Source organism: Microbulbifer halophilus (assembly GCF_026183675.1).
GTDB lineage: Bacteria > Pseudomonadota > Gammaproteobacteria > Pseudomonadales > Cellvibrionaceae > Microbulbifer > Microbulbifer halophilus.
In genome coordinates, this window is the sequence record NZ_JAPIVK010000004.1 from 147,688 (window position 1) to 166,682 (window position 18,995).

At 61.5% G+C, this 18,995-nt stretch carries 14 protein-coding genes; 11 read left to right on the forward strand and 3 right to left on the reverse strand.

All coding sequences use genetic code 11. From position 1 onward, the window contains the following. Nucleotides 1-180: 180 nt before the first annotated feature. Both OQE62_RS03655 and gltA read right to left on the reverse strand, forming a co-directional pair. Nucleotides 181-705 (reverse strand): hemerythrin domain-containing protein, encoded by a 525-nt coding sequence (locus OQE62_RS03655; RefSeq protein ID WP_265720636.1) that lies wholly within the window; start codon nucleotides 703-705, stop codon nucleotides 181-183. Between the two features lie 285 nt (nucleotides 706-990). After that, on the reverse strand, nucleotides 991-2,280 hold the full coding sequence (gene gltA / locus OQE62_RS03660; protein ID WP_265720637.1) for a citrate synthase: 1,290 nt from the start codon (nucleotides 2,278-2,280) through the stop codon (nucleotides 991-993). Nucleotides 2,281-2,923: 643 nt separating this feature from the next. On the opposite strand from gltA, the gene sdhC reads away from it, so the two are divergent. From sdhC to OQE62_RS03715, 11 genes are all read left to right on the forward strand, one after another. Next, complete coding sequence (sdhC, locus tag OQE62_RS03665; RefSeq protein WP_265720638.1) at nucleotides 2,924-3,298, forward strand: succinate dehydrogenase, cytochrome b556 subunit; 375 nt, start codon at nucleotides 2,924-2,926, stop codon at nucleotides 3,296-3,298. Beyond that, nucleotides 3,292-3,660: a succinate dehydrogenase, hydrophobic membrane anchor protein gene (gene sdhD / locus OQE62_RS03670; RefSeq protein ID WP_265720639.1), complete on the forward strand. Its 369-nt coding sequence runs from the start codon at nucleotides 3,292-3,294 to the stop codon at nucleotides 3,658-3,660. Before sdhC ends, sdhD begins: the two co-directional genes overlap by 7 nt. Before the next feature lie 3 nt (nucleotides 3,661-3,663). Then, complete coding sequence (gene sdhA / locus OQE62_RS03675) at nucleotides 3,664-5,436, forward strand: succinate dehydrogenase flavoprotein subunit (protein WP_265720640.1); 1,773 nt, start codon at nucleotides 3,664-3,666, stop codon at nucleotides 5,434-5,436. 75 nt (nucleotides 5,437-5,511) lie between these two features. Further along, nucleotides 5,512-6,216, forward strand: a complete 705-nt coding sequence (locus tag OQE62_RS03680) for a succinate dehydrogenase iron-sulfur subunit (RefSeq protein WP_265720641.1) — start codon at nucleotides 5,512-5,514, stop codon at nucleotides 6,214-6,216. A gap of 359 nt (nucleotides 6,217-6,575) precedes the next feature. Further along, nucleotides 6,576-9,404: a 2-oxoglutarate dehydrogenase E1 component gene (locus tag OQE62_RS03685; protein ID WP_265720642.1), complete on the forward strand. Its 2,829-nt coding sequence runs from the start codon at nucleotides 6,576-6,578 to the stop codon at nucleotides 9,402-9,404. Between the two features lie 129 nt (nucleotides 9,405-9,533). After that, nucleotides 9,534-10,766 carry a 2-oxoglutarate dehydrogenase complex dihydrolipoyllysine-residue succinyltransferase gene (odhB, locus tag OQE62_RS03690; protein ID WP_265720643.1) on the forward strand — a complete coding sequence of 411 codons (1,233 nt, stop codon included), beginning with the start codon at nucleotides 9,534-9,536 and terminating at the stop codon, nucleotides 10,764-10,766. Between the two features lie 330 nt (nucleotides 10,767-11,096). After that, nucleotides 11,097-12,539, forward strand: coding sequence for a dihydrolipoyl dehydrogenase (gene lpdA / locus OQE62_RS03695; protein ID WP_265720644.1), 1,443 nt, complete (start codon nucleotides 11,097-11,099; stop codon nucleotides 12,537-12,539). Between the two features lie 146 nt (nucleotides 12,540-12,685). Beyond that, nucleotides 12,686-13,852 carry an ADP-forming succinate--CoA ligase subunit beta gene (gene sucC / locus OQE62_RS03700; protein ID WP_265720645.1) on the forward strand — a complete coding sequence of 389 codons (1,167 nt, stop codon included), beginning with the start codon at nucleotides 12,686-12,688 and terminating at the stop codon, nucleotides 13,850-13,852. Between the two features lie 2 nt (nucleotides 13,853-13,854). Further along, nucleotides 13,855-14,727, forward strand: a complete 873-nt coding sequence (gene sucD, locus OQE62_RS03705; RefSeq protein ID WP_265720646.1) for a succinate--CoA ligase subunit alpha — start codon at nucleotides 13,855-13,857, stop codon at nucleotides 14,725-14,727. A 222-nt stretch (nucleotides 14,728-14,949) separates the two neighbouring features. Then, nucleotides 14,950-16,179, forward strand: coding sequence for a pyridoxal-phosphate-dependent aminotransferase family protein (locus tag OQE62_RS03710; RefSeq protein WP_265720647.1), 1,230 nt, complete (start codon nucleotides 14,950-14,952; stop codon nucleotides 16,177-16,179). 300 nt (nucleotides 16,180-16,479) lie between these two features. Continuing rightward, a complete protein-coding gene (locus OQE62_RS03715; protein WP_265720648.1) occupies nucleotides 16,480-17,160 on the forward strand; it encodes a TVP38/TMEM64 family protein in 681 nt (226 codons plus the stop codon). A 35-nt stretch (nucleotides 17,161-17,195) separates the two neighbouring features. On the opposite strand, the gene mltF is transcribed toward OQE62_RS03715, so the two are convergent. Then, nucleotides 17,196-18,683, reverse strand: a complete 1,488-nt coding sequence (gene mltF / locus OQE62_RS03720; RefSeq protein ID WP_265720649.1) for a membrane-bound lytic murein transglycosylase MltF — start codon at nucleotides 18,681-18,683, stop codon at nucleotides 17,196-17,198. Between the last annotated feature and the right edge of the window lie 312 nt (nucleotides 18,684-18,995).

The following is an 18,995-nucleotide window of genomic DNA, read 5'->3' on the forward strand; positions in this document are numbered from 1 at the left end:
TATACCCTGTTCCGGATTTTTATTATCGCCTGACTGCAGTTTCCGCTCTCTTAATCTAATAATTATTCTTAATATAGAGTTTAAATGCTTAATGTGAAAATAAAAAGAAAAAAACGCCAAACAAGCCCGGTATCCGGGAGGGGAGGGAGCGGGTACCGGGGGCACCGCTCGCCGGCATGGTTATGCCGGCTGGTAGAGGGTGTAAAGCTCCTGCTCTTCCAGGGTCACGCGCCGGGTAAGGGCCTCGCCGATCTTCTGGTAGTCGCGCTTGAAGTCCCGGATCATCTCGGCGGTGTAGGCCTCGTGGCTGTAGCGCTTGCAGAACTGGACCACGGCGTTGGCGATCTCGTTCATGTCGGAGCGGAAGTCCTTCACAATCTGTAGTGTGTGTGCATCGTCGGCCAGGGTCTGTTCCAGGTAGACATAGAAGCGCACATTCTCCTTGATCAGGTGCGCCTGGAAACCGGATTTGAACTCGGTCAGCAGTCCGGACAGCTTGCGGAAGTCCTGCCGTTCGTAACCCTCGGACCAGATGCGCTGAAAGATATCGACCAGCGCGTGATGGTCTTTCTTCAGCGCGTTGACCAGTGTCGGGTCGTAACTGATGGTGCGGTTGGGTTTGCCCCCGGCCACGGTGCTGCGGGCGTAGCGCTCGTCATTCGCATCGCTGTCGCCGCGAAAAAGGTCGGAGATGAAGTTGAACATGAATGGTTGCCCCTGCTGATGGCTGTGACGCGGCGCCCCATGCGCCGCGTGGAAATGCCCCGTCTCACCGGCTTCCATCTCGGGGAATGGCTACAGTGGACCGGAGTTCTAAAGTCTGGAGAAGTTAGAGGAAAACGGACTTCTCTGCAGGGTACCAATTGAGATTTGGGATATTTGTCACGTTTTGCGCAGTGAAATTGCAGGCGGGTGCCAGCTGCGGTCGGTGGGGGGGGGCGGGCAATAAAAAACCCGGCATGTGCCGGGTTTTTTCGTCGGGCCGCGATCTCAGCGATCTTCCAGCGGTTTGTAATCGCGCTGGCTGTAGCCGGTGTACAGCTGGCGCGGGCGGCCGATCCTGTATGGGTTGGAGATCATTTCGTTCCAGTGGGCAATCCAGCCGGCGGTGCGGCCGGTGGCGAAGATCACGGTGAACATGTCGGTGGGGATACCGATCGCCTTCATGATGATGCCGGAGTAGAAGTCCACGTTCGGATAGAGTTTCTTCTCGACGAAGTACTCGTCTTCCAGCGCGATCTTCTCCAGTTTCTTGGCGATGCGCAGCAGCGGATCGTTCTCCGCGCCCATGGCACCGAGTACGTCGTCGCAGATGCCCTGCATCACGCGCGAGCGCGGGTCGAAGTTCTTGTACACGCGGTGGCCGAAGCCCATCAGGCGGAAGGGATCGTTCTTGTCCTTGGCCTTCTTGATGTACTCGTCGATACGGCTCTCGTCGCCGATCTCCTGCAGCATGCTCAGCACCGCCTCGTTGGCGCCGCCGTGTGCCGGTCCCCACAGGGTGGCGATACCGGAGGAAATGCAGGCGAAGGGATTGGCGCCGGAGGAGCCGGCCAGGCGTACCGTGGAAGTGGAGGCGTTCTGCTCGTGATCGGCGTGTAGCAGGAAGATGATATCCATCGCCTTGGCCACTACCGGATCGATCTTGCTCGGTTCACAGGGGGTGCCGAACATCATGTGCAGGAAGTTTTCGGAGTAGCTGAGGCTGTTGTCCGGGTACATGAACGGCTGGCCCTTGGAATGCTTGTAGCACATGGCGGCCAGGGTCGGCATCTTGGCAATCAGTCGGTCCGCGGAGATTCTGCGGTGTTCCGGATCGGTGATGTCGAGGGAATCGTGGTAGAAGGAGGCGAGGGCGCCGACCACGCCGCACATCATGGCCATCGGGTGAGCATCGTAGCGGAAGCCCTTGAAGAAATTGACCAGCGACTCGTGCACCATGGTGTGGTTCATGATGCCATTGAGGTACTGTTTCTTCTGCTCGGCGTTCGGCAGTTCGCCGTTCATCAGCAGATAGCAGGTTTCCAGGTAGTCGGAGTGCTCCGCCAGCTGCTCGATGGGGTAGCCGCGGTGCAACAGCTGCCCCTTGGCACCGTCGATATAGGTGATCTCGGATTCACAGGACGCGGTGGACATGAAGCCCGGATCGTAGGTGAACAAGCCCTTGCCGGCCAGGCTGCTGACGTCGACAACGTCGGGACCGAGGGTGCCGGAGTGGACGGGCAGATCGAGGGCGCCGTCGATACCGTCGACCGTGAGTTGCGCTTTCTTATCGGACATTGCGGACTCCTAAAAACTGTTCTTGTACCGGCTCCTGCGCAGACAATTTGCTGCCAAATTGCACTTGGGCCCACACTTTTCACAAGTCTCCTGCTGTCGCTCCCGGGGGCGGCACGGCTGCCTTTCAGTCGGTCGGAGTGCCCGGTTGTACTGCAGGTACATTCGTGCAGTTTTGACTGTTACGACAGGGCAGACATGCCGCACTCCGGGACCGCCCCGTTGCGGAAATCTGTGAGAAATGCGGGCCAGCCGGGCTTCTGAGCGGGGCCAAACTTAAGTTGCGCGCCGCAAATTGTCAATCCGGAAAGAGTGAACAACCAGTCCCGAAACGACAGGAAATGCGGCGGGCGCCACCACTGGTAGAGCTTTCACCTGTATCCGGCGGGGTTTGTCTGCGGAAATTCCGCCGTCCCGGAATGGGGCGGGAAGCCTTGGGGCCGGGCCGCACAATGACCCCGGGGCAGAGGACGTTCGTTGTGTTTTCAGGACCGAATGCCTATAATCCGCGGCGCTTGCGCCATGGTAAGGCCACTTTGTTCAAGGCTCGCACAGGTCGAATGCAAAGTGATCAGCAGGCGGTTCGCCCCTCCATTTGAAAGCAAACGGGCGCCCGGTCGTTCAGGGCAATAAGGTGTTTTATCCTGTGAACAAAAACAGACCTGTCAATCTAGACATTTCCACTATCAAGCTCCCCGCTGCCGCTCTGGTTTCCATCTTGCATCGTATCTCCGGCGTGGTCCTCTTCGCCGTTGTGGCACTGCTTCTGTGCATGCTCGATGCCAGCCTCGAATCCGAGCAGGGCTTCGCCGACGTAGCGGCGGCCCTCAGCAGCCTTCCCGCCAAACTCATCCTGTGGGCTTCACTGGCGGCGCTTATCTACCACCTGGTGGCCGGCATTCGCCACCTGTTCATGGATCTGGGGGTCGGTGAGTCCCTGGAAGGTGGTCGCCGCAGCGCGGTCGCGGTGCTGGTGTTGAGTGTAATCCTGATTCTGTTGGTGGGGGTGTGGTTATGGTAAGAACAGTAACAAGTTTTGGTCGCAGCGGTACATTCGACTGGCTGTACCAGCGTGTCACCGCGGTCGTTCTGATCGCTTATACCTTCTTTATTGTGGGTTTCATCTTTCTCAGTGACGACTTCGGCTACGAAAGCTGGTCGGCACTGTTCGCCCAGCCCTGGGTACGCATTTTCAGTCTGGTGGCTCTTCTGTCCACCGTGGTTCACGCCTGGATCGGCCTCTGGTCCGTGGTGACCGACTACATCACCAACCGCATGATGGGGGGCAAGGCCACTGTGCTGCGCCTGATTGTGGAAGTGCTGTTGGCCGCGGTTGCGGTGATCTATGTGGTTTGGGGCGTCGAAATTCTGTGGGGTGTGTAACTGATGGCGAATATGAGAACCATAAGCTTTGATGGCATCGTAATCGGCGGTGGCGGCGCGGGTATGCGCGCGGCCCTGCAAATGGCCCAGTCCGGTTTCAAGACTGCGGTCATCACCAAGGTGTTCCCGACCCGTTCGCACACCGTATCCGCCCAGGGCGGTATTACCTGCGCTATTGCCAGTTCCGATCCGCAGGACGACTGGCGCTGGCATATGTACGACACCGTAAAAGGTTCCGACTATATCGGCGATCAGGACGCCATCGAGTACATGTGCTCCGTGGGTCCGGAAGCGGTGTTCGAACTCGAGCACATGGGCCTGCCTTTCTCCCGTACCGAGCAGGGCCGTATCTACCAGCGCCCCTTCGGTGGCCAGTCCAAGGACTTCGGCCGCGGCGGCCAGGCGGCGCGCACCTGTGCGGCGGCGGACCGCACCGGCCACGCGCTGCTGCACACGCTGTACCAGAACAACGTCAAGCACGACACCGTGTTTCTGAACGAGTGGTTTGCGATCGATCTGGTGAAGAACCAGGACGGCGCCGTGGTGGGCGTGATTGCCATGTCCATCGAGGACGGCGAAGTGGTGTTCATCAAATCCAAGGCCACGGTGCTGGCCACCGGCGGCGCCGGCCGTATCTTTGCCTCCACCACCAACGCGCATATCAACACCGGCGACGGCGTGGGCATGGCCCTGCGCGCCGGCTTCCCGGTGCAGGATATCGAGATGTGGCAGTTCCACCCCACCGGCATCCACGGTGCCGGCGTGCTGGTGACCGAGGGCTGCCGCGGCGAAGGTGGCTACCTTATTAATAAGGACGGCGAGCGTTTCATGGAGCGCTACGCCCCCAACGCCAAGGACCTGGCTTCCCGCGACGTGGTGGCCCGCTCCATGGTGCTGGAAATCCTCGAAGGCCGCGGCGCCGGCCCGGACGGCGACCATGTGTTCCTGAAGCTGGACCACCTGGGTGAGGAAGTGCTGCACTCGCGCCTGCCGGGCATCTGCGAGCTGGCGGAAACCTTTGCCCACGTGGACCCGGTCAAGGCGCCGATCCCGGTGGTGCCCACCTGTCACTACATGATGGGCGGTATCCCCACCAATGTGCACGGCCAGGTCCTGACCCAGGACGCCGCCGGCAACGATCAGGTGGTTGAAGGTTTCTACGCCTGTGGTGAGGTGGCCTGTGTGTCCGTACACGGCGCCAACCGCCTGGGCGGCAACTCGCTGCTGGACCTGGTGGTCTTCGGCCGCGCTTCCGGCCTGTTTATCGAGCAGAGCCTGCGCGAGGGTATCGAGGCCCGCGAGGCCTCCGAGTCCGATATCGAGGCGGCCATGTCGCGCCTGAACCGCCTGGAAGAGAGCACCGAAGGCGAGAAGGCGGCCGACCTGCGCAAGGAGCTGCAGGGCGTGATGCAGAATCACTTTGGCGTATTCCGCCGCGGCGATTACATGGCCGAGGGCGTGAAGAAGCTCGAAGACCTGCGTAGCCGTATCGAGAACGTGCAGCTCACCGACAAGAGCCGCGCCTTCAACACCGCCCGTGTCGAGGCGCTGGAACTGCAGAACCTGCTGGAAGTGGCCGAGGCCACGGCCATTGCCGCCGAGACCCGCACCGAGAGCCGCGGCGCCCACGCCCGCGAGGACTACCAGGAGCGCGACGACGAAAACTGGCTGTGCCACTCCATGTTCTTCCCCTCGGAAAAACGGGTCGGCAAGCGCGCGGTCAACTTCGCGCCCAACACCGTGGACACCTTCGAGCCCAAGGCACGAACCTATTAAACGCCCGGTATCCCGCAGGAGCCTGCGAGGCAGGCTTCTGCGGGGCGAGACCGGTTAAATCGGAAAGCCTGTAGAATGTTGAAAGTAAGCATTTACCGTTACAATCCGGAGACCGACAAAGCGCCCTACATGCGGGATTACGAGCTGGACACCGAAGGCAAGGACCTGATGGTGCTGGACGTGCTGGAGCTGCTGAAAGCGGAGGACCCGACCCTGGCCTTCCGCCGCTCCTGCCGCGAGGGCGTGTGTGGTTCCGACGGCATGAACATTTCCGGCCGCAACGGCCTGGCCTGCACCACGCCGCTGTCGGAAGCGGCACCCAAGGGCAAGCTGGTGTTACGCCCGCTGCCGGGCCTGCCGGTGATTCGCGACCTGGTCGTGGATATGGAACAGTTCTACGAGCAGTACAAGAAGATCGAGCCGTATCTGCAGAACGATACCCCGGCACCGGCGATCGAGCGCTTGCAGTCCCCGGAAGACCGCGAGAAGCTGGACGGCCTGTACGAGTGCATCCTCTGCGCCTGCTGTTCCACCGCCTGTCCGTCTTTCTGGTGGAACCCGGACAAGTTCATCGGCCCGGCCGGCCTGCTGCAGGCCTACCGCTTCCTGGCGGACAGCCGCGACGAGGCTACCGACGAGCGCCTGTCCAACCTGGACGATCCCTTCAGTGTCTTCCGTTGCCACGGTATCCAGAATTGCGTGAACGTTTGCCCGAAGGGCCTCAATCCGACCCGCGCAATCGGCCATATCCGCAATATGCTGTTGACCCGTGCTGTGTAGCAGCGACGGGGCAGAATTGAGCCCGGTTGGGCCCGCACAGCGGGCCCGGCGCCAACGGCGGCGCCTATCCAACTACTAGAATGCCGGCCAATGAGCCGGTGCTGAATGAAAAAGGGGGCTGGTGCTAGTCGGGCTCTCCGGAGCTGCCATCCGTGGCGCAACCTGGAGGATTCTTTCTGGCCCCGGCCCCGCCCGCCGGCCCGGCGCTGCACGTAATCGCGGTGCCTTCGGCCCATGGCGGGGCGCCAAACCGCGCACAAAGCAGTGCTTTGCGCGCGCCTGGTTTGGCCCCCTTTTTATGAGTGAAAGGAAAGCGCAGTGCCCGAACCCCAGGCGCTGCAATCGAGGTAGGCATCAAAATGCACGAAAGTACCATGGAGCAGCTGTGGCGTAGCTCCCATATCTCCGGGGGCAATGCCGCCTACGTGGAGGAGCTGTACGAAACCTATCTGCACGACCCCAACAGCGTGCCGGAGGAGTGGCGCAGTTACTTCGACAGTCTGCCCAGGGTCAGTGGTGGCAGCGACGTATCCCACTCGGCGGTGCGCGCCCACTTTGAACTCCTGGCCAAGAATCGCTCCCGCCCGCTGGCCGCTCCCGGGGCCGGCTCCATCAATGTCGAACACGAACGCAAGCAGGTCAAGGTCCTGCAGTTGATCAACTCCTACCGCCACCGCGGCCACAAGAAGGCCACCCTGGACCCGCTGGGCCTGATGGCGCGGGAGCAGGTTCCCGATCTGCAGCTCAACTACCACGGCCTTACCGAGGGCGACTTCGACACCACCTTCCAGACCGGCGATCTCTTCCTCGGCAAGGGCGAGGCCACCCTGCGCGAGATCGTCGGCGCCCTCAACCGCACCTACTGCGGCAACCTGGGCGCGGAGATCATGCACCTGTCCAACCTGGACGAACAGCAGTGGTTCCAGCAGCGCCTGGAGCGCAGCCAGTCCACGCCCAACTTCGGCGCCGACGTGCGCACCGAGATACTGCAGCGCCTGTCCGCCGCCGAGGGCCTGGAGCGCCACCTGGACTCCAAGTACCCGGGCACCAAGCGCTTCGGTGTCGAGGGCGCCGAGAGCCTGATCCCGATGCTGGACGCACTGATCCGCCGCTCTGGCACCTATGGTGTGAAAGAGGTGGTCATGGGCATGGCCCACCGCGGCCGCCTGAACACACTGGTCAACATCCTGGGCAAGAATCCCTCGGACCTGTTCGAGGAATTCGAGGGCAAGAAGACCCTGGATACCTCCGGCGACGTGAAATACCACCAGGGCTTCTCCTCCAACGTGATGACGCCGGGCGGCGAGGTGCACTTGGCGCTGGCCTTCAACCCGTCGCACCTGGAGATCTGCGGTCCGGTAGTGGTGGGCTCGGTGCGCGCCCGTCAGGACCGCCGCGGGGACACCACCGGCGAGCAGGTGATGCCGATCAATATCCACGGCGACGCCGCCTTCGCCGGCCAGGGCGTGGTGCAGGAAACCCTGCAGATGTCCCAGACCCGCGGCTTCTATACCGGCGGCACCGTGCATATCGTGCTCAACAACCAGGTGGGTTTCACCACCAGCAAACAGGACGACGCCCGCTCCACCGAGTACTGCACCGACGTGGCCAAGATGATCGACGCCCCGGTGTTGCATGTGAACGGCGACGATCCGGAAATGGTGGTGCTGGCGGCACTGCTGGCGACGGATTACCGCTACGAGTTCAAGAAGGACATCGTCATTGATCTGGTCTGCTACCGCCGCCGCGGCCACAACGAGACCGACGACCCGTCCGGTACCCAGCCGCGCATGTACCAGACCATCCGCAAGCACAAGACCACCCGCACCCTGTACGCGGAAAAAGTGGTCAATGACGGCGTGCTCGACAAGCCGGCCGCGGACAAACTGGCCAGCGACTACCGCGACCGGCTGGATCGTGGCGAGGATGTGGCCACCGGCCTGGTACAGCAGCCGGACGAGTCCATGTTCGTGGACTGGGGCCCCTATCTGAACCACGACTGGCAGACACCGGCGGACACCGGCATGGAGCTGGCGAAGCTGAAAGATGTCGCCAAGCGCATGACCACGGTACCGGATGGTGTGGTGATGCAGCGACAGGTGTCCAAGATCTACGAGGACCGCCGCAAGATGGCCGGCGGCGCCCAGCCGTTGAACTGGGGCATGGCCGAGACCCTGGCTTACGGCACACTGCTGGACCAGGGCTATATGGTTCGCCTGACCGGTGAGGACGTGCGCCGCGGTACCTTCTCCCACCGCCACGCGGTGGTGCACAGCCAGAAAGACGGCTCCTGCTACGTGCCGCTGCAGAATATGTACGAGGACCAGCCGGCGTTCGATATCTACGACTCACTGCTGTCGGAAGAGGCGGTGCTGGCGTTCGAATACGGCTATGCCACCACCACGCCCAAGTCGCTGATTATCTGGGAAGCCCAGTTCGGCGATTTCGCCAACGGTGCCCAGGTGGTGATCGACCAGTTCATCACTTCCGGCGAACACAAGTGGGGTCGCATGTGTGGCCTGGTGATGCTGCTGCCGCACGGCTACGAGGGCCAGGGGCCGGAGCACTCCTCTGCGCGCCTGGAGCGCTTCATGCAGATGTGTGCCGAGCACAATATCCAGGTGTGCAACGCCACCACCCCGGCACAGATTTTCCACCTGCTGCGCCGCCAGGCGATCCGCCCGATGCGCCGCCCGCTGGTAATCATGAGTCCCAAGTGGATCCTGCGCCACAAGCTGGCTACCTCCAGCCTGGACGAGCTGGCCAAGGGCCGGTTCCAGAACGTGATTCAGGACGACGGCGTGGACCCGGCCAAGGTCAAGCGCCTGGTGCTGTGCTCCGGCAAGGTCTACTACCATTTGCTGGAAGCGCGCATGGAGAAGGAACTGGAGGATGTGGCCCTGGTGCGCATCGAACAGTTGTATCCCTTCCCGGACGAAGAGTTTGTCGATGCGGCGTCCGCATTCGAGAAGCTCGAGAGCGTGGTCTGGTGTCAGGAGGAGCCGATGAACCAGGGTGCCTGGTATCACAGCCAGCATCATATGCGCCGCCTGCTGGCAGAGACACACCCGAAGCTGGAGCTGGAATACGTCGGCCGTGCAGCCTCTGCCGCTCCGGCGGCAGGGTATATGTCCACGCACCTGGAAGAGCAGAACAAGTTCATCAACGAGGCGCTGACGGTTAAATGACAGGGCCCGGGACCTTCGGGACCCGGGACCCGGTAACAGCAGTGCCCCTTCGCTCCTTTCCCGCTTGCGGAAAGGGCGGGGGAGAGAGCAAAGAAATTAACGCAGAGTCAATCTCAGGAAACAGGAACAATGACGATCGAGATTAAAGCGCCAACTTTCCCGGAATCCGTTCAGGATGGCAGCATTGCCACCTGGCACAAGAAGCCCGGTGAAGCCGTGTCCCGCGACGAGCTGATCGTGGATATCGAAACCGACAAGGTGGTACTGGAAGTTGTCGCCCCGGCTGACGGCGCCATCAGTGAGATCATCAAGGACGAGGGCGACACCGTCCTGTCCAATGAAGTGATCGCCAAGTTCGAGGAAGGCGCCGGTGGCGGCGAATCCAAGGACGAGGGTGCTAAAGAGGAAGCCGGGGAAGAGAAGAAAGCGGAAGCGCCCAAAGAGGAAGCACCCAAGGAAGAGGCCAAGGGTGGCGACGGCGATCAGTTGGTCAACCCGGCCGCGCGCAAACTGGCGGACGAGAAGGGTGTCGACCTGTCCACCGTAACCGGCACCGGCAAGGGTGGCCGTATCATCAAGGAAGATGTACAGAAAGCCGAGAAGGCTCCCGCTGCGGCACCGGCTGCGGCCGCTGCGGAAGTCGCCACTGCCGGCGGCGAACGCGTGGAGAAGCGCGTGCCCATGACCCGCATGCGCAAGCGCATCGCGGAGCGCCTGCTGGACGCCTCCCAGTCCACGGCCATGCTCACCACCTTCAACGAGGTGAACATGAAGCCGATCATGGATCTGCGCAAGAACTACAAGGAGCTGTTCGAGAAGAAGCACAACGGTACCCGCCTGGGCTTTATGGGCTTCTTTGTGAAAGCGGCGGTTGAAGCGCTGAAACGCTACACCGCGGTGAACGCCTCCATCGACGGCAACGATATCGTCTACCACGGTTACCAGGATATCGGTGTTGCGGTTTCCTCTCCCAAGGGCCTGGTGGTGCCGATCCTGCGCAACGCCGAGAACATGGGCCTGGCGGATATGGAAAACAATATCCGCGACCTGGGTGTGCGCGCCCAGGGCGGCAAGCTGTCCATCGACGAGATGACCGGCGGCACCTTCACCATCACCAATGGCGGTGTCTTCGGTTCCCTGCTGTCCACACCGATCCTGAACCCGCCGCAGACTGCGATCCTGGGCATGCACAAGATCCAAGAGCGCCCGATGGCGGTGGACGGCAAGGTGGAAATCCTGCCGATGATGTACCTGGCGCTGTCCTACGATCACCGCCTGATCGACGGCAAGGAAGCGGTCGGCTTCCTGGTGGCGATCAAGGAAATGATTGAGGATCCGGCGCGGATTCTGCTCGAGGTTTAACGGGGGCTATTTCTGGCTCCGTGGCGGCGCTGCTACCGGTATTGTTTTGCGAGACACGCCGTGAATACGTCCCTGTAGGCTTGTCCGCGAGGTCCCTCTCGCGGACAGTCTCGCAAAACAATACCGGCATCAGCGCCTTCGCATCGAACTTTGATGTCGTCACAAAACCGATGTAGGAGCGGGCCATGCCCGCGATCGCGGCCGCAGGCCGCCCTGGGAACGCCGAGCTGGTCTTTAACGCTGAAGGCTTCTTGTGAGTGCTGAAGGCTCCAGCTCGGCAATGCGGCCGCAGGCCGCACATTGAACACACCAAAAAATTTGGAACTGATCATGTCGGACAAATTTGACGTAATCGTAATTGGCTCCGGTCCGGGGGGATACGTAGCAGCAATCCGCGCGGCACAACTGGGCCTGAAAACCGCCTGTGTAGAAAAATGGACCAACAAGGACGGCAAGGTGGTCAACGGCGGCACCTGCCTGAACACCGGCTGTATTCCGTCCAAGGCGCTGCTGGACAGCTCCTGGAAATACCACGAGGCCAAGGATTCCCTCGACGTACACGGCATCGACACCGGCAAGGTGAAGATCGACGTGAAGAAAATGATCGAGCGCAAGGACGGCGTCGTGAAGCAGATGTCCGGTGGCATCTCGGGCCTGTTCCAGGCCAACAAGGTCACCTCCATCGAGGGCACCGGCAAACTGCTGGCGGGCAAGAAAGTGGAAGTCACCGACCACGATGGCAAGAGCACCACTTACGAGGCGGACAATGTGATCCTGGCGTCCGGTTCCGTACCGGTGAATATCCCGCCGGCCCCGGTGGACAACAAGATCATCGTCGATTCCACCGGCGCTCTGGAATTCACCGAAGTGCCCAAGCGCCTGGGCGTGATCGGTGCCGGTGTGATCGGCCTGGAGCTGGGTTCCGTCTGGAGCCGCCTGGGTTCCGACGTGGTGGTACTGGAAGCCTTGGACAACTTCCTGTCCGTCATGGACCAGCAGATCGCCAAGGAGTCGCAGAAGATCCTGAAGAAACAGGGTCTGGATATCCGCCTGTCCTGCCGTGTCACCGGCACCGAGGTGAAGGGCAAGGAAGTGGTCGTTACCTACCAGGACAAGGACGGCAATGAGCACCAGGAAACCTATGACAAGCTGATCGTGTGTGTGGGCCGTCGCCCCTATACAGAGGGCCTGCTGTCCGAAGACGCGGACGTGAAAATGGATGAGCGCGGCTTCATCTACGTCAACGACCTGTGCATGACGTCTGCTCCGGGTATCTGGGCTGTCGGCGACGTGGTGCGCGGCCCGATGCTGGCCCACAAGGCTTCCGAAGAGGGCGTGGTGGTCGCCGAGCGCATCGCCGGCCAGAAGCCGATGATGAACTACGACGTGATCCCCAACGTGATCTACACCCACCCGGAAATCGCCTCCGTGGGCCGCACCGAAGAGCAGGTGAAGGCCGACGGCGAGCCCTACAACGTGGGCGTTTTCCCGTTTGTCGCTTCCGGCCGCGCCGTAGCCGCCAACGACACTTCCGGCATGGTGAAAATCATCGCCCACGCGGAAACCGACCGCGTGCTGGGTGCCCATATCGTCGGCCCGTCTGCGGCGGACCTGGTGCAGGAAGTGGCGATCGCGATGGAGTTCGGCTCCAGCGCCGAGGATATCGGCATGACCGTATTTGGTCACCCGACGCTGTCCGAGACAGTGAAGGAAGCGGCCCTGGCGGCCAATGGCCATGCGATCCATATCGCCAACCGCAAGAAGCGCAAGTAAGCGCGACATTTCATATCGGGGCGGCTGACCGCCCCGTTTTATTGGCAGGATTTGAAATTTGCAAAGGCGGAAATTTCAGATTTTGTGTTAGGTGCAGAGCAATCTGCAATTGGTAAACACATTTCTAATGTGAATTGGTATTGATTATGAACTTGCATGAGTATCAGGGCAAACAACTGTTTGCGGAATACGGATTGCCGGTTTCCAAAGGCATTGCAGCGGAAACCCCGGCAGCGGCAGCAGCGGCGGCAGATGAAATTGGCGGCGACAAGTGGGTGGTAAAAGCCCAGGTACACGCCGGCGGCCGCGGCAAGGCCGGCGGTGTAAAGCTGGTGGACTCCAAAGCCGAGATCGAAGAATTCGCCAAGAAGTGGCTGGGTGAGAACCTGGTTACCTTCCAGACCGACGAGAATGGCCAGCCGGTTTCCCGCATCCTGGTGGAGAGCTGCACCGATATCGATCAGGAACTCTACCTGGGCGCCGTCGTCGATCGCACCACCCGTCGCATCGTTTTCATGGCCTCCACTGAAGGTGGTGTGGAAATCGAGAAGGTAGCGGAAGAGACCCCGGAAAAAATCCTCAAGGCCACCATCGACCCGCTGGTGGGCGCGCAGCCCTACCAGGCGCGCGAGCTGGCGTTCAAACTGGGCCTGAACCCGACCCAGGTGAAGCAGTTCACCAAGATCTTCCTGGGCCTGGCGAAAATGTTCCAGGAAAAGGATCTGGCACTGCTGGAAATCAACCCGCTGGTGATCACCGACGAAGGCAACCTGCACTGCCTGGACGCCAAGGTCGTGATCGACGGCAACGCCCTGTACCGCCACGCGGACCTGCGCGAAATGCACGATCCGTCCCAGGAAGACGCACGCGAAGCGCACGCGGCCAAGTGGGATCTCAACTATGTCGCCCTGGATGGCAATATCGGCTGCATGGTGAACGGCGCCGGCCTGGCCATGGGTACCATGGATATCGTCAACCTGCACGGCGGCAGCCCGGCCAACTTCCTCGACGTGGGTGGCGGCGCCACCAAAGAGCGCGTGGTTGAGGCCTTCAAGATCATCCTGTCCGACGAGAACGTCAAAGCCGTTCTGATCAATATTTTCGGCGGCATCGTACGCTGCGACATGATCGCCGAAGGCGTGGTCGGCGCGGTGAAGGAAGTCGGCGTGAAAGTGCCGGTTGTCGTTCGCCTCGAAGGCAACAATGCCGATCTGGGTGCCGAAGTGCTGAGCAACAGTGGTCTGAACATTATTGCGGCCACCAGCCTGACTGACGCTGCACAACAAGTCGTCAAGGCCGCGGAGGATAAATAATCATGTCTGTACTGATTAACAAAGACACCAAAGTCATCTGCCAGGGCTTCACTGGTTCCCAGGGCACTTTCCATTCCGAGCAGGCCATCGCCTACGGCACCAAGATGGTCGGCGGTGTCACCCCGGGCAAGGGCGGCCAGGAACACCTGGGCCTGCCGGTTTTCGACACCGTGAAAGAAGCGGTTGAAGCCACCGGCGCGGAAGCTTCCGTGATCTACGTTCCGGCTCCGTTCTGTAAGGATTCCATCCTGGAGGCGGCCAACGGCGGCATCAAGCTGATCGTCTGCATCACCGAGGGTATTCCCACCATGGATATGCTGGATGCCAAGGTGAAGTGCGACGAGCTGGGTGTGCGCCTGATCGGCCCCAATTGCCCGGGCGTCATCACGCCGGACGAGTGCAAGATCGGCATCATGCCGGGCCACATCCACAAGGCGGGCAAAGTGGGCATCGTGTCCCGCTCCGGTACCCTGACCTACGAAGCGGTCAAGCAGACGACCGATCACGGCTTCGGCCAGTCCACCTGCGTGGGCATCGGCGGCGACCCGATCCCGGGTTCCAACTTCATCGACATCCTGGAGATGTTCGAGAAGGATCCGAAGACCGAAGCCATCGTCATGATCGGCGAGATCGGCGGTACCGCGGAAGAAGAGGCGGCGGCCTACATCAAGGAGAATGTCTCCAAGCCGGTGGTTTCCTACATCGCCGGCGTCACCGCGCCTCCCGGCAAGCGTATGGGCCACGCCGGTGCGATCATCTCCGGCGGCAAGGGCACCGCGGATGAGAAGTTCGCCGCGCTGGAAGACGCCGGTGTCAAAACCGTGCGCTCCCTGGCCGAGATCGGCGACGCGCTGAAGGAAGCAGCCGGCTGGTAAGCTGGCTCCCGGGACCGCGGAGCTCCAGCTCCGCACTCGGGCCGAAGGCCCGCCCCAAAAAGGCCGCCTCGCGAGAGGTGGCCTTTTTATTGACATTCCGTTTCCCCGAATTTACCGTCCCACACCCGCCAGACAAAATCTGGCTCTCGCTGTTTCCCCCTCGGCCAAAAGCCTTCCGGTCAGCAGTTTTTACTGTTTTTCCACTGGCTTCCAGGTCGAACCATGAGTGCCCTCAATCCCACCCCGCCGCAAAGCCGGGAACCCATCGCCGTTCCCAGCGTACAGCCCCTGCACCAGATCCTGCCCGGAGAACCCCTGTTGATGATGGGGGCCGGTCCGGTGCCGATTCCGGACGCAGTGGCGCGGGCCAACGGCCAGGTGATCAACCACCTTGGGGCCACCATGTCCACGATTATCGGCCAGGTGAAGTCCATGGCGCGCTACGTGTTCCAGACGCGATCCCAGTGGGTGATGGGCATTGCCGGTCCCGGGTCGGCGGCGATGGAAATGGCCATCAGCAATCTGGTCTGGCGGGGCACCCGGGTACTGTGTCTCGACAACGGTTATTTCAGTGCGCGTATGGCGGAGATGTGTCGTCGTTGCGGTGGCGATGTACGTTTACTGGAGTGCGAGGCCAAAGCCCAGGCGGATATCGATGCCGTGGTGCGGGCCATCGATGAATTCTGCCCCGAGTGCGTCACCCTGGTTCAGGGGGAAACCTCCAATACCATCTGCAACCGGAACTTGGACTGCATTGCCGCAGAGGCAAAAAAGCGCGGCTGCCTGACCATTGTCGATGCGGTCTGCACCCTCAGCACCATGCCGCTGGAAATGGATAATTGGCAGATAGACGCGGTGATTACCGGCGGCCAGAAAGGCCTGGCCTCTATTCCCGGTGTCTCCCTGCTGGCTTTTTCCGAGGAAGCCTGGAAGCGCATTCACCGGCGCCCGACAACCCCGGTGCACTGGTGCCTGGATGCGCTGCTGGCGGAGAATTTCTGGCACAAGGGCTCCTACCACTACACGGCGCCGGTCTCCGGCGTGCTGGCGCTGCACGAGGCCCTGCGCCTAGTCTGTGAAGAGGGCCTGAGTGAGCGCTTTGAGCGCCACCAGCGCTGCTCCACCGCACTGCAGAACGGTATCGAGGCCATGGGGTTGAAACTCTACGCGCCCGGCGCCTGTCGGCTCAATTCGGTGGTCGGCATCGAAGTGCCCGAGGGTGTTGCCAACAGTGATATCTGCGCGCAGATGTCGCGCAAATACCGGGTGGAAATCGCCGGCTCCTTCGGTTTGCCGATTGTGCGGGTGGGGCAGATGGGCGAGCAGTGCCGCGCCCAGAATCTGTACCGCACGCTGCACGCCATCGGCTGCACCATGAGAGATTTGCAGGTGCCGGTGGACTTGCCCAGTGCCATGGCCGAGCTGGAGATCTGTCTTCTCCGGGGTGAGTAGCCTAGTGTGGTGTAAGGTATTAAATGCAGATATCAGCGGGCCGCTAAGCGGCCAGATGCAAGGCGCACTTGCGCAGGCATAGTGGTTCTATGTCGAGCAAGTGCAACGCCGCAGATGGCTGCTTAGCGGCCCGCCCGGAGGGAGCCTCCCTCTTCACTTGGTAGAGAGGGTCCACAGCGGCGCTAGTCTACAATCCCAGGGGGCTTCTCATGCCGTCGACTCGGGGAATGCTGGACGCGGTCTGGCGGCGCGAATTGCGCGTGCATTTCGAAATGGAATTGGATCGGTAGCCGGGTCTTTATGGGCAGGAAATTTTTACTGATTGCCGCACTACTGGCGCTGGGTCTGGCTTTCTATTCCTTCGATTTACACCACTGGCTGACACTGGATAACCTGAAGCAACAACAGCAGCAGTTTATCGACTGGCGCCAGCAGTCCCCCATCCTGGTGGGCCTGCTGTTTTTCGGGCTCTATATCCTGGTCACCGGCGTGTCCCTGCCGGGGGCGATCATCATGTCGCTGGCGGTGGGTGCGCTGTTCGGGCTCTGGTGGGGCACGCTGATTGCGTCTTTCGCATCGAGTATCGGTGCCACCATCGCCTTTCTCGTATCCCGCTACCTGCTGCACGACTGGGTTCAACAGCGTTTCGGCGGGCGCCTGCGGGCAATCCATCTGGGGATGGAGCGAGAGGGCCGCTTTTTCCTGCTTGCGCTGCGACTGGTGCCGATTTTCCCATTTGTGCTGATCAATATCCTGATGGGCTTGACCCATATCCGCACCTGGCCGTTTTACTGGGTCAGCCAGATCGGCATGCTGCCGGTAACCGTGGTTTTCGTGAACGCGGGTACACAACTGGGGCAGGTCGAAACGCTTTCCGACATTCTGTCGCCCGAGTTGATTCTGTCTTTCGCGTTGCTGGGGCTATTTCCGCTGCTGGCGCGGTGGCTGCTCGGGCTGATCAAGCGGAGGAGGGCCGGGTAACAGGTGCGCGCGGCGCACCCTACTGAGCGTCCCGATCAAAGCGCCGAGGCTGCCGCGGCCGTCTCCGCCTTCATCGTCGCCACATCCGCCAGCGCTTCGGCTTTCCGTTCGCTGGCTTCGGCCTCGGCCAGGCGCTCTTCCTCGATGCGGCTGCTCCAGCTCAGCAACGTCTGGTAGTGGCGGATGTTCTGTACGTAAGTGACCGGTTCCCAGCCGCGGGCGTAGCCGTGTTTGGTATTCTTGTAATACTGGCGCTTGGCCAGCAGCGGCAGGTGTTTGCGCACTTCCTGCCAGCGGTCCGGGTTGCCGCCCATCTTTTCGGTGAGTACACGCGCGTCCTCCAGGTGGCCGTAGCCGACGTTGTAGGAGGCGAGTGCCATGAAGGTGCGGTCTGGTTCGCGGATGCGCTCGGGGAGCTTGTCGCGGATCTGCGCCAGGTAGCGGGCGCCGCCCTCGATGCTCTCCTCCGGGTCCAGTCGGTTTACACCCAGTTCCCGCGCGGTGCTGCGGGTCAGCATCATCAGGCCGCGCACACCGGTGCGGGAGCGGGCCCTCGGGTTCCAGTACGACTCCTGGTAGCTGAGTGCTGCCAGCAGGTGCCAGTCGAGGTTGTAGTCGGCGGCCGCCTGCTGCAACTGCTCCCGCCATTTGGGCAGGCGCTCGCGGGTGCGCCGGGCAAAGGCCTGGGCGCCGCCGGCGTTCAGTTTGCTGACGTGGCCGAAGAACTCCTCCCGCAGCTCGGCCACCAGGCCGCTGGTGTTGGCCCGCAGCATGAAGCGCCGCGCGGCGCGGTAGAGGCTGTCGTCTTCACCTTCGGGGAAGGCCCAGGCCACCGGCTGGAACTGGCTCAGGTTGAAGGCCACATAGGTGTTGGCGTAGAGGCCGCGGTGGACCGAGTAGGCGTTGGAATCCACTACGGCGTAGTGGTACTCGCCCTCGTCGACCATCTCGATCAATTCCATCGCGTCCACGTCGGAGAGCTCGTCCCACTCCAGGCCCGGGTAGCGTCTGGACAAGCGGTGCAGTTGTTCCGAGTGGGCACTGCCGGCGATCAGGGCGATACGTTTGCCTTCCAGGTCGCCGATGGAAGTGGGGCGCTCCTCGCCCAGGCGATAGATCACCTGCTGGCGTATCTCGAAGTAGGACGGGGTAAAGCGCACCTGTTCACGGCGCTCCGGCGTGACGGTAAGCCCGGCGGCGGCCAGGTGGGCGCCCTCCTGGGGATCTTGCAGGAGGGAGAACATCCGGTTCAGGTTGTGGACGTCGCGGATTTCCAGCTCCACGCCCAGTGCCGCGGCGAAGGCGCTGAGCATGCCGTACTCGAAGCCGGTGTGGGCGCCGCTGGCGTCTTCGTAATAGGTGGTGGGGCCATTCTGGGACAGTACGACCAGTTTGCCGGAGGTCTTCACCTTCTCCAGCGTATCCGGGGTCTTGCTCGCCACGATCAGTGAGGCACAGCAGGCCAGCACCAGACCCTTGGTCAGGCGGCGGCTGTAGCGCAACAGGCGGCGTTTCATGATCATAGGCAGTCCCCTCTAGTCCCTTAGTTCTTATCTTTCGCTTTCGTGGCAGCGGATACCGGCGGTGCTCGTCCTGAGCGTCGAGGCCGGTATAAAGGTTGCCAATTTTACCTGATTAGGCGGGAAATTGCCCAAACCGGAAACTGGCTGTGTGATCTGTCGAGTTGCATCTATGGGCTAATTTTAGTAGATCAACCCGGAGCCCCGGCCGGCAGGACGACTTGCCCGCCAGTTTTGTTGTCTGTCCGGCAGTGTTGGAGCGGCGTCGCTTCGGGTACAATTGCGCCCTCTCCAATTCCCGGGGCTCTGCGCAAT

Bases quoted from the DNA above. Each gene is read 5' to 3' on its own strand.
- mltF (WP_265720649.1), bottom strand. From the start codon at position 18,683: ATGATCATGAAACGCCGCCTGTTGCGCTACAGCCGCCGCCTGACCAAG.
- sucC (WP_265720645.1), top strand. From the start codon at position 12,686: ATGAACTTGCATGAGTATCAGGGCAAACAACTGTTTGCGGAATACGGA.
- OQE62_RS03680 (WP_265720641.1), top strand. From the start codon at position 5,512: ATGTTGAAAGTAAGCATTTACCGTTACAATCCGGAGACCGACAAAGCG.
- sdhA (WP_265720640.1), top strand. From the start codon at position 3,664: ATGGCGAATATGAGAACCATAAGCTTTGATGGCATCGTAATCGGCGGT.
- OQE62_RS03655 (WP_265720636.1), bottom strand. From the start codon at position 705: ATGTTCAACTTCATCTCCGACCTTTTTCGCGGCGACAGCGATGCGAAT.
- odhB (WP_265720643.1), top strand. From the start codon at position 9,534: ATGACGATCGAGATTAAAGCGCCAACTTTCCCGGAATCCGTTCAGGAT.
- sucD (WP_265720646.1), top strand. From the start codon at position 13,855: ATGTCTGTACTGATTAACAAAGACACCAAAGTCATCTGCCAGGGCTTC.
- lpdA (WP_265720644.1), top strand. From the start codon at position 11,097: ATGTCGGACAAATTTGACGTAATCGTAATTGGCTCCGGTCCGGGGGGA.
- OQE62_RS03715 (WP_265720648.1), top strand. From the start codon at position 16,480: ATGGGCAGGAAATTTTTACTGATTGCCGCACTACTGGCGCTGGGTCTG.
- sdhD (WP_265720639.1), top strand. From the start codon at position 3,292: ATGGTAAGAACAGTAACAAGTTTTGGTCGCAGCGGTACATTCGACTGG.
- OQE62_RS03710 (WP_265720647.1), top strand. From the start codon at position 14,950: ATGAGTGCCCTCAATCCCACCCCGCCGCAAAGCCGGGAACCCATCGCC.
- OQE62_RS03685 (WP_265720642.1), top strand. From the start codon at position 6,576: ATGCACGAAAGTACCATGGAGCAGCTGTGGCGTAGCTCCCATATCTCC.
- gltA (WP_265720637.1), bottom strand. From the start codon at position 2,280: ATGTCCGATAAGAAAGCGCAACTCACGGTCGACGGTATCGACGGCGCC.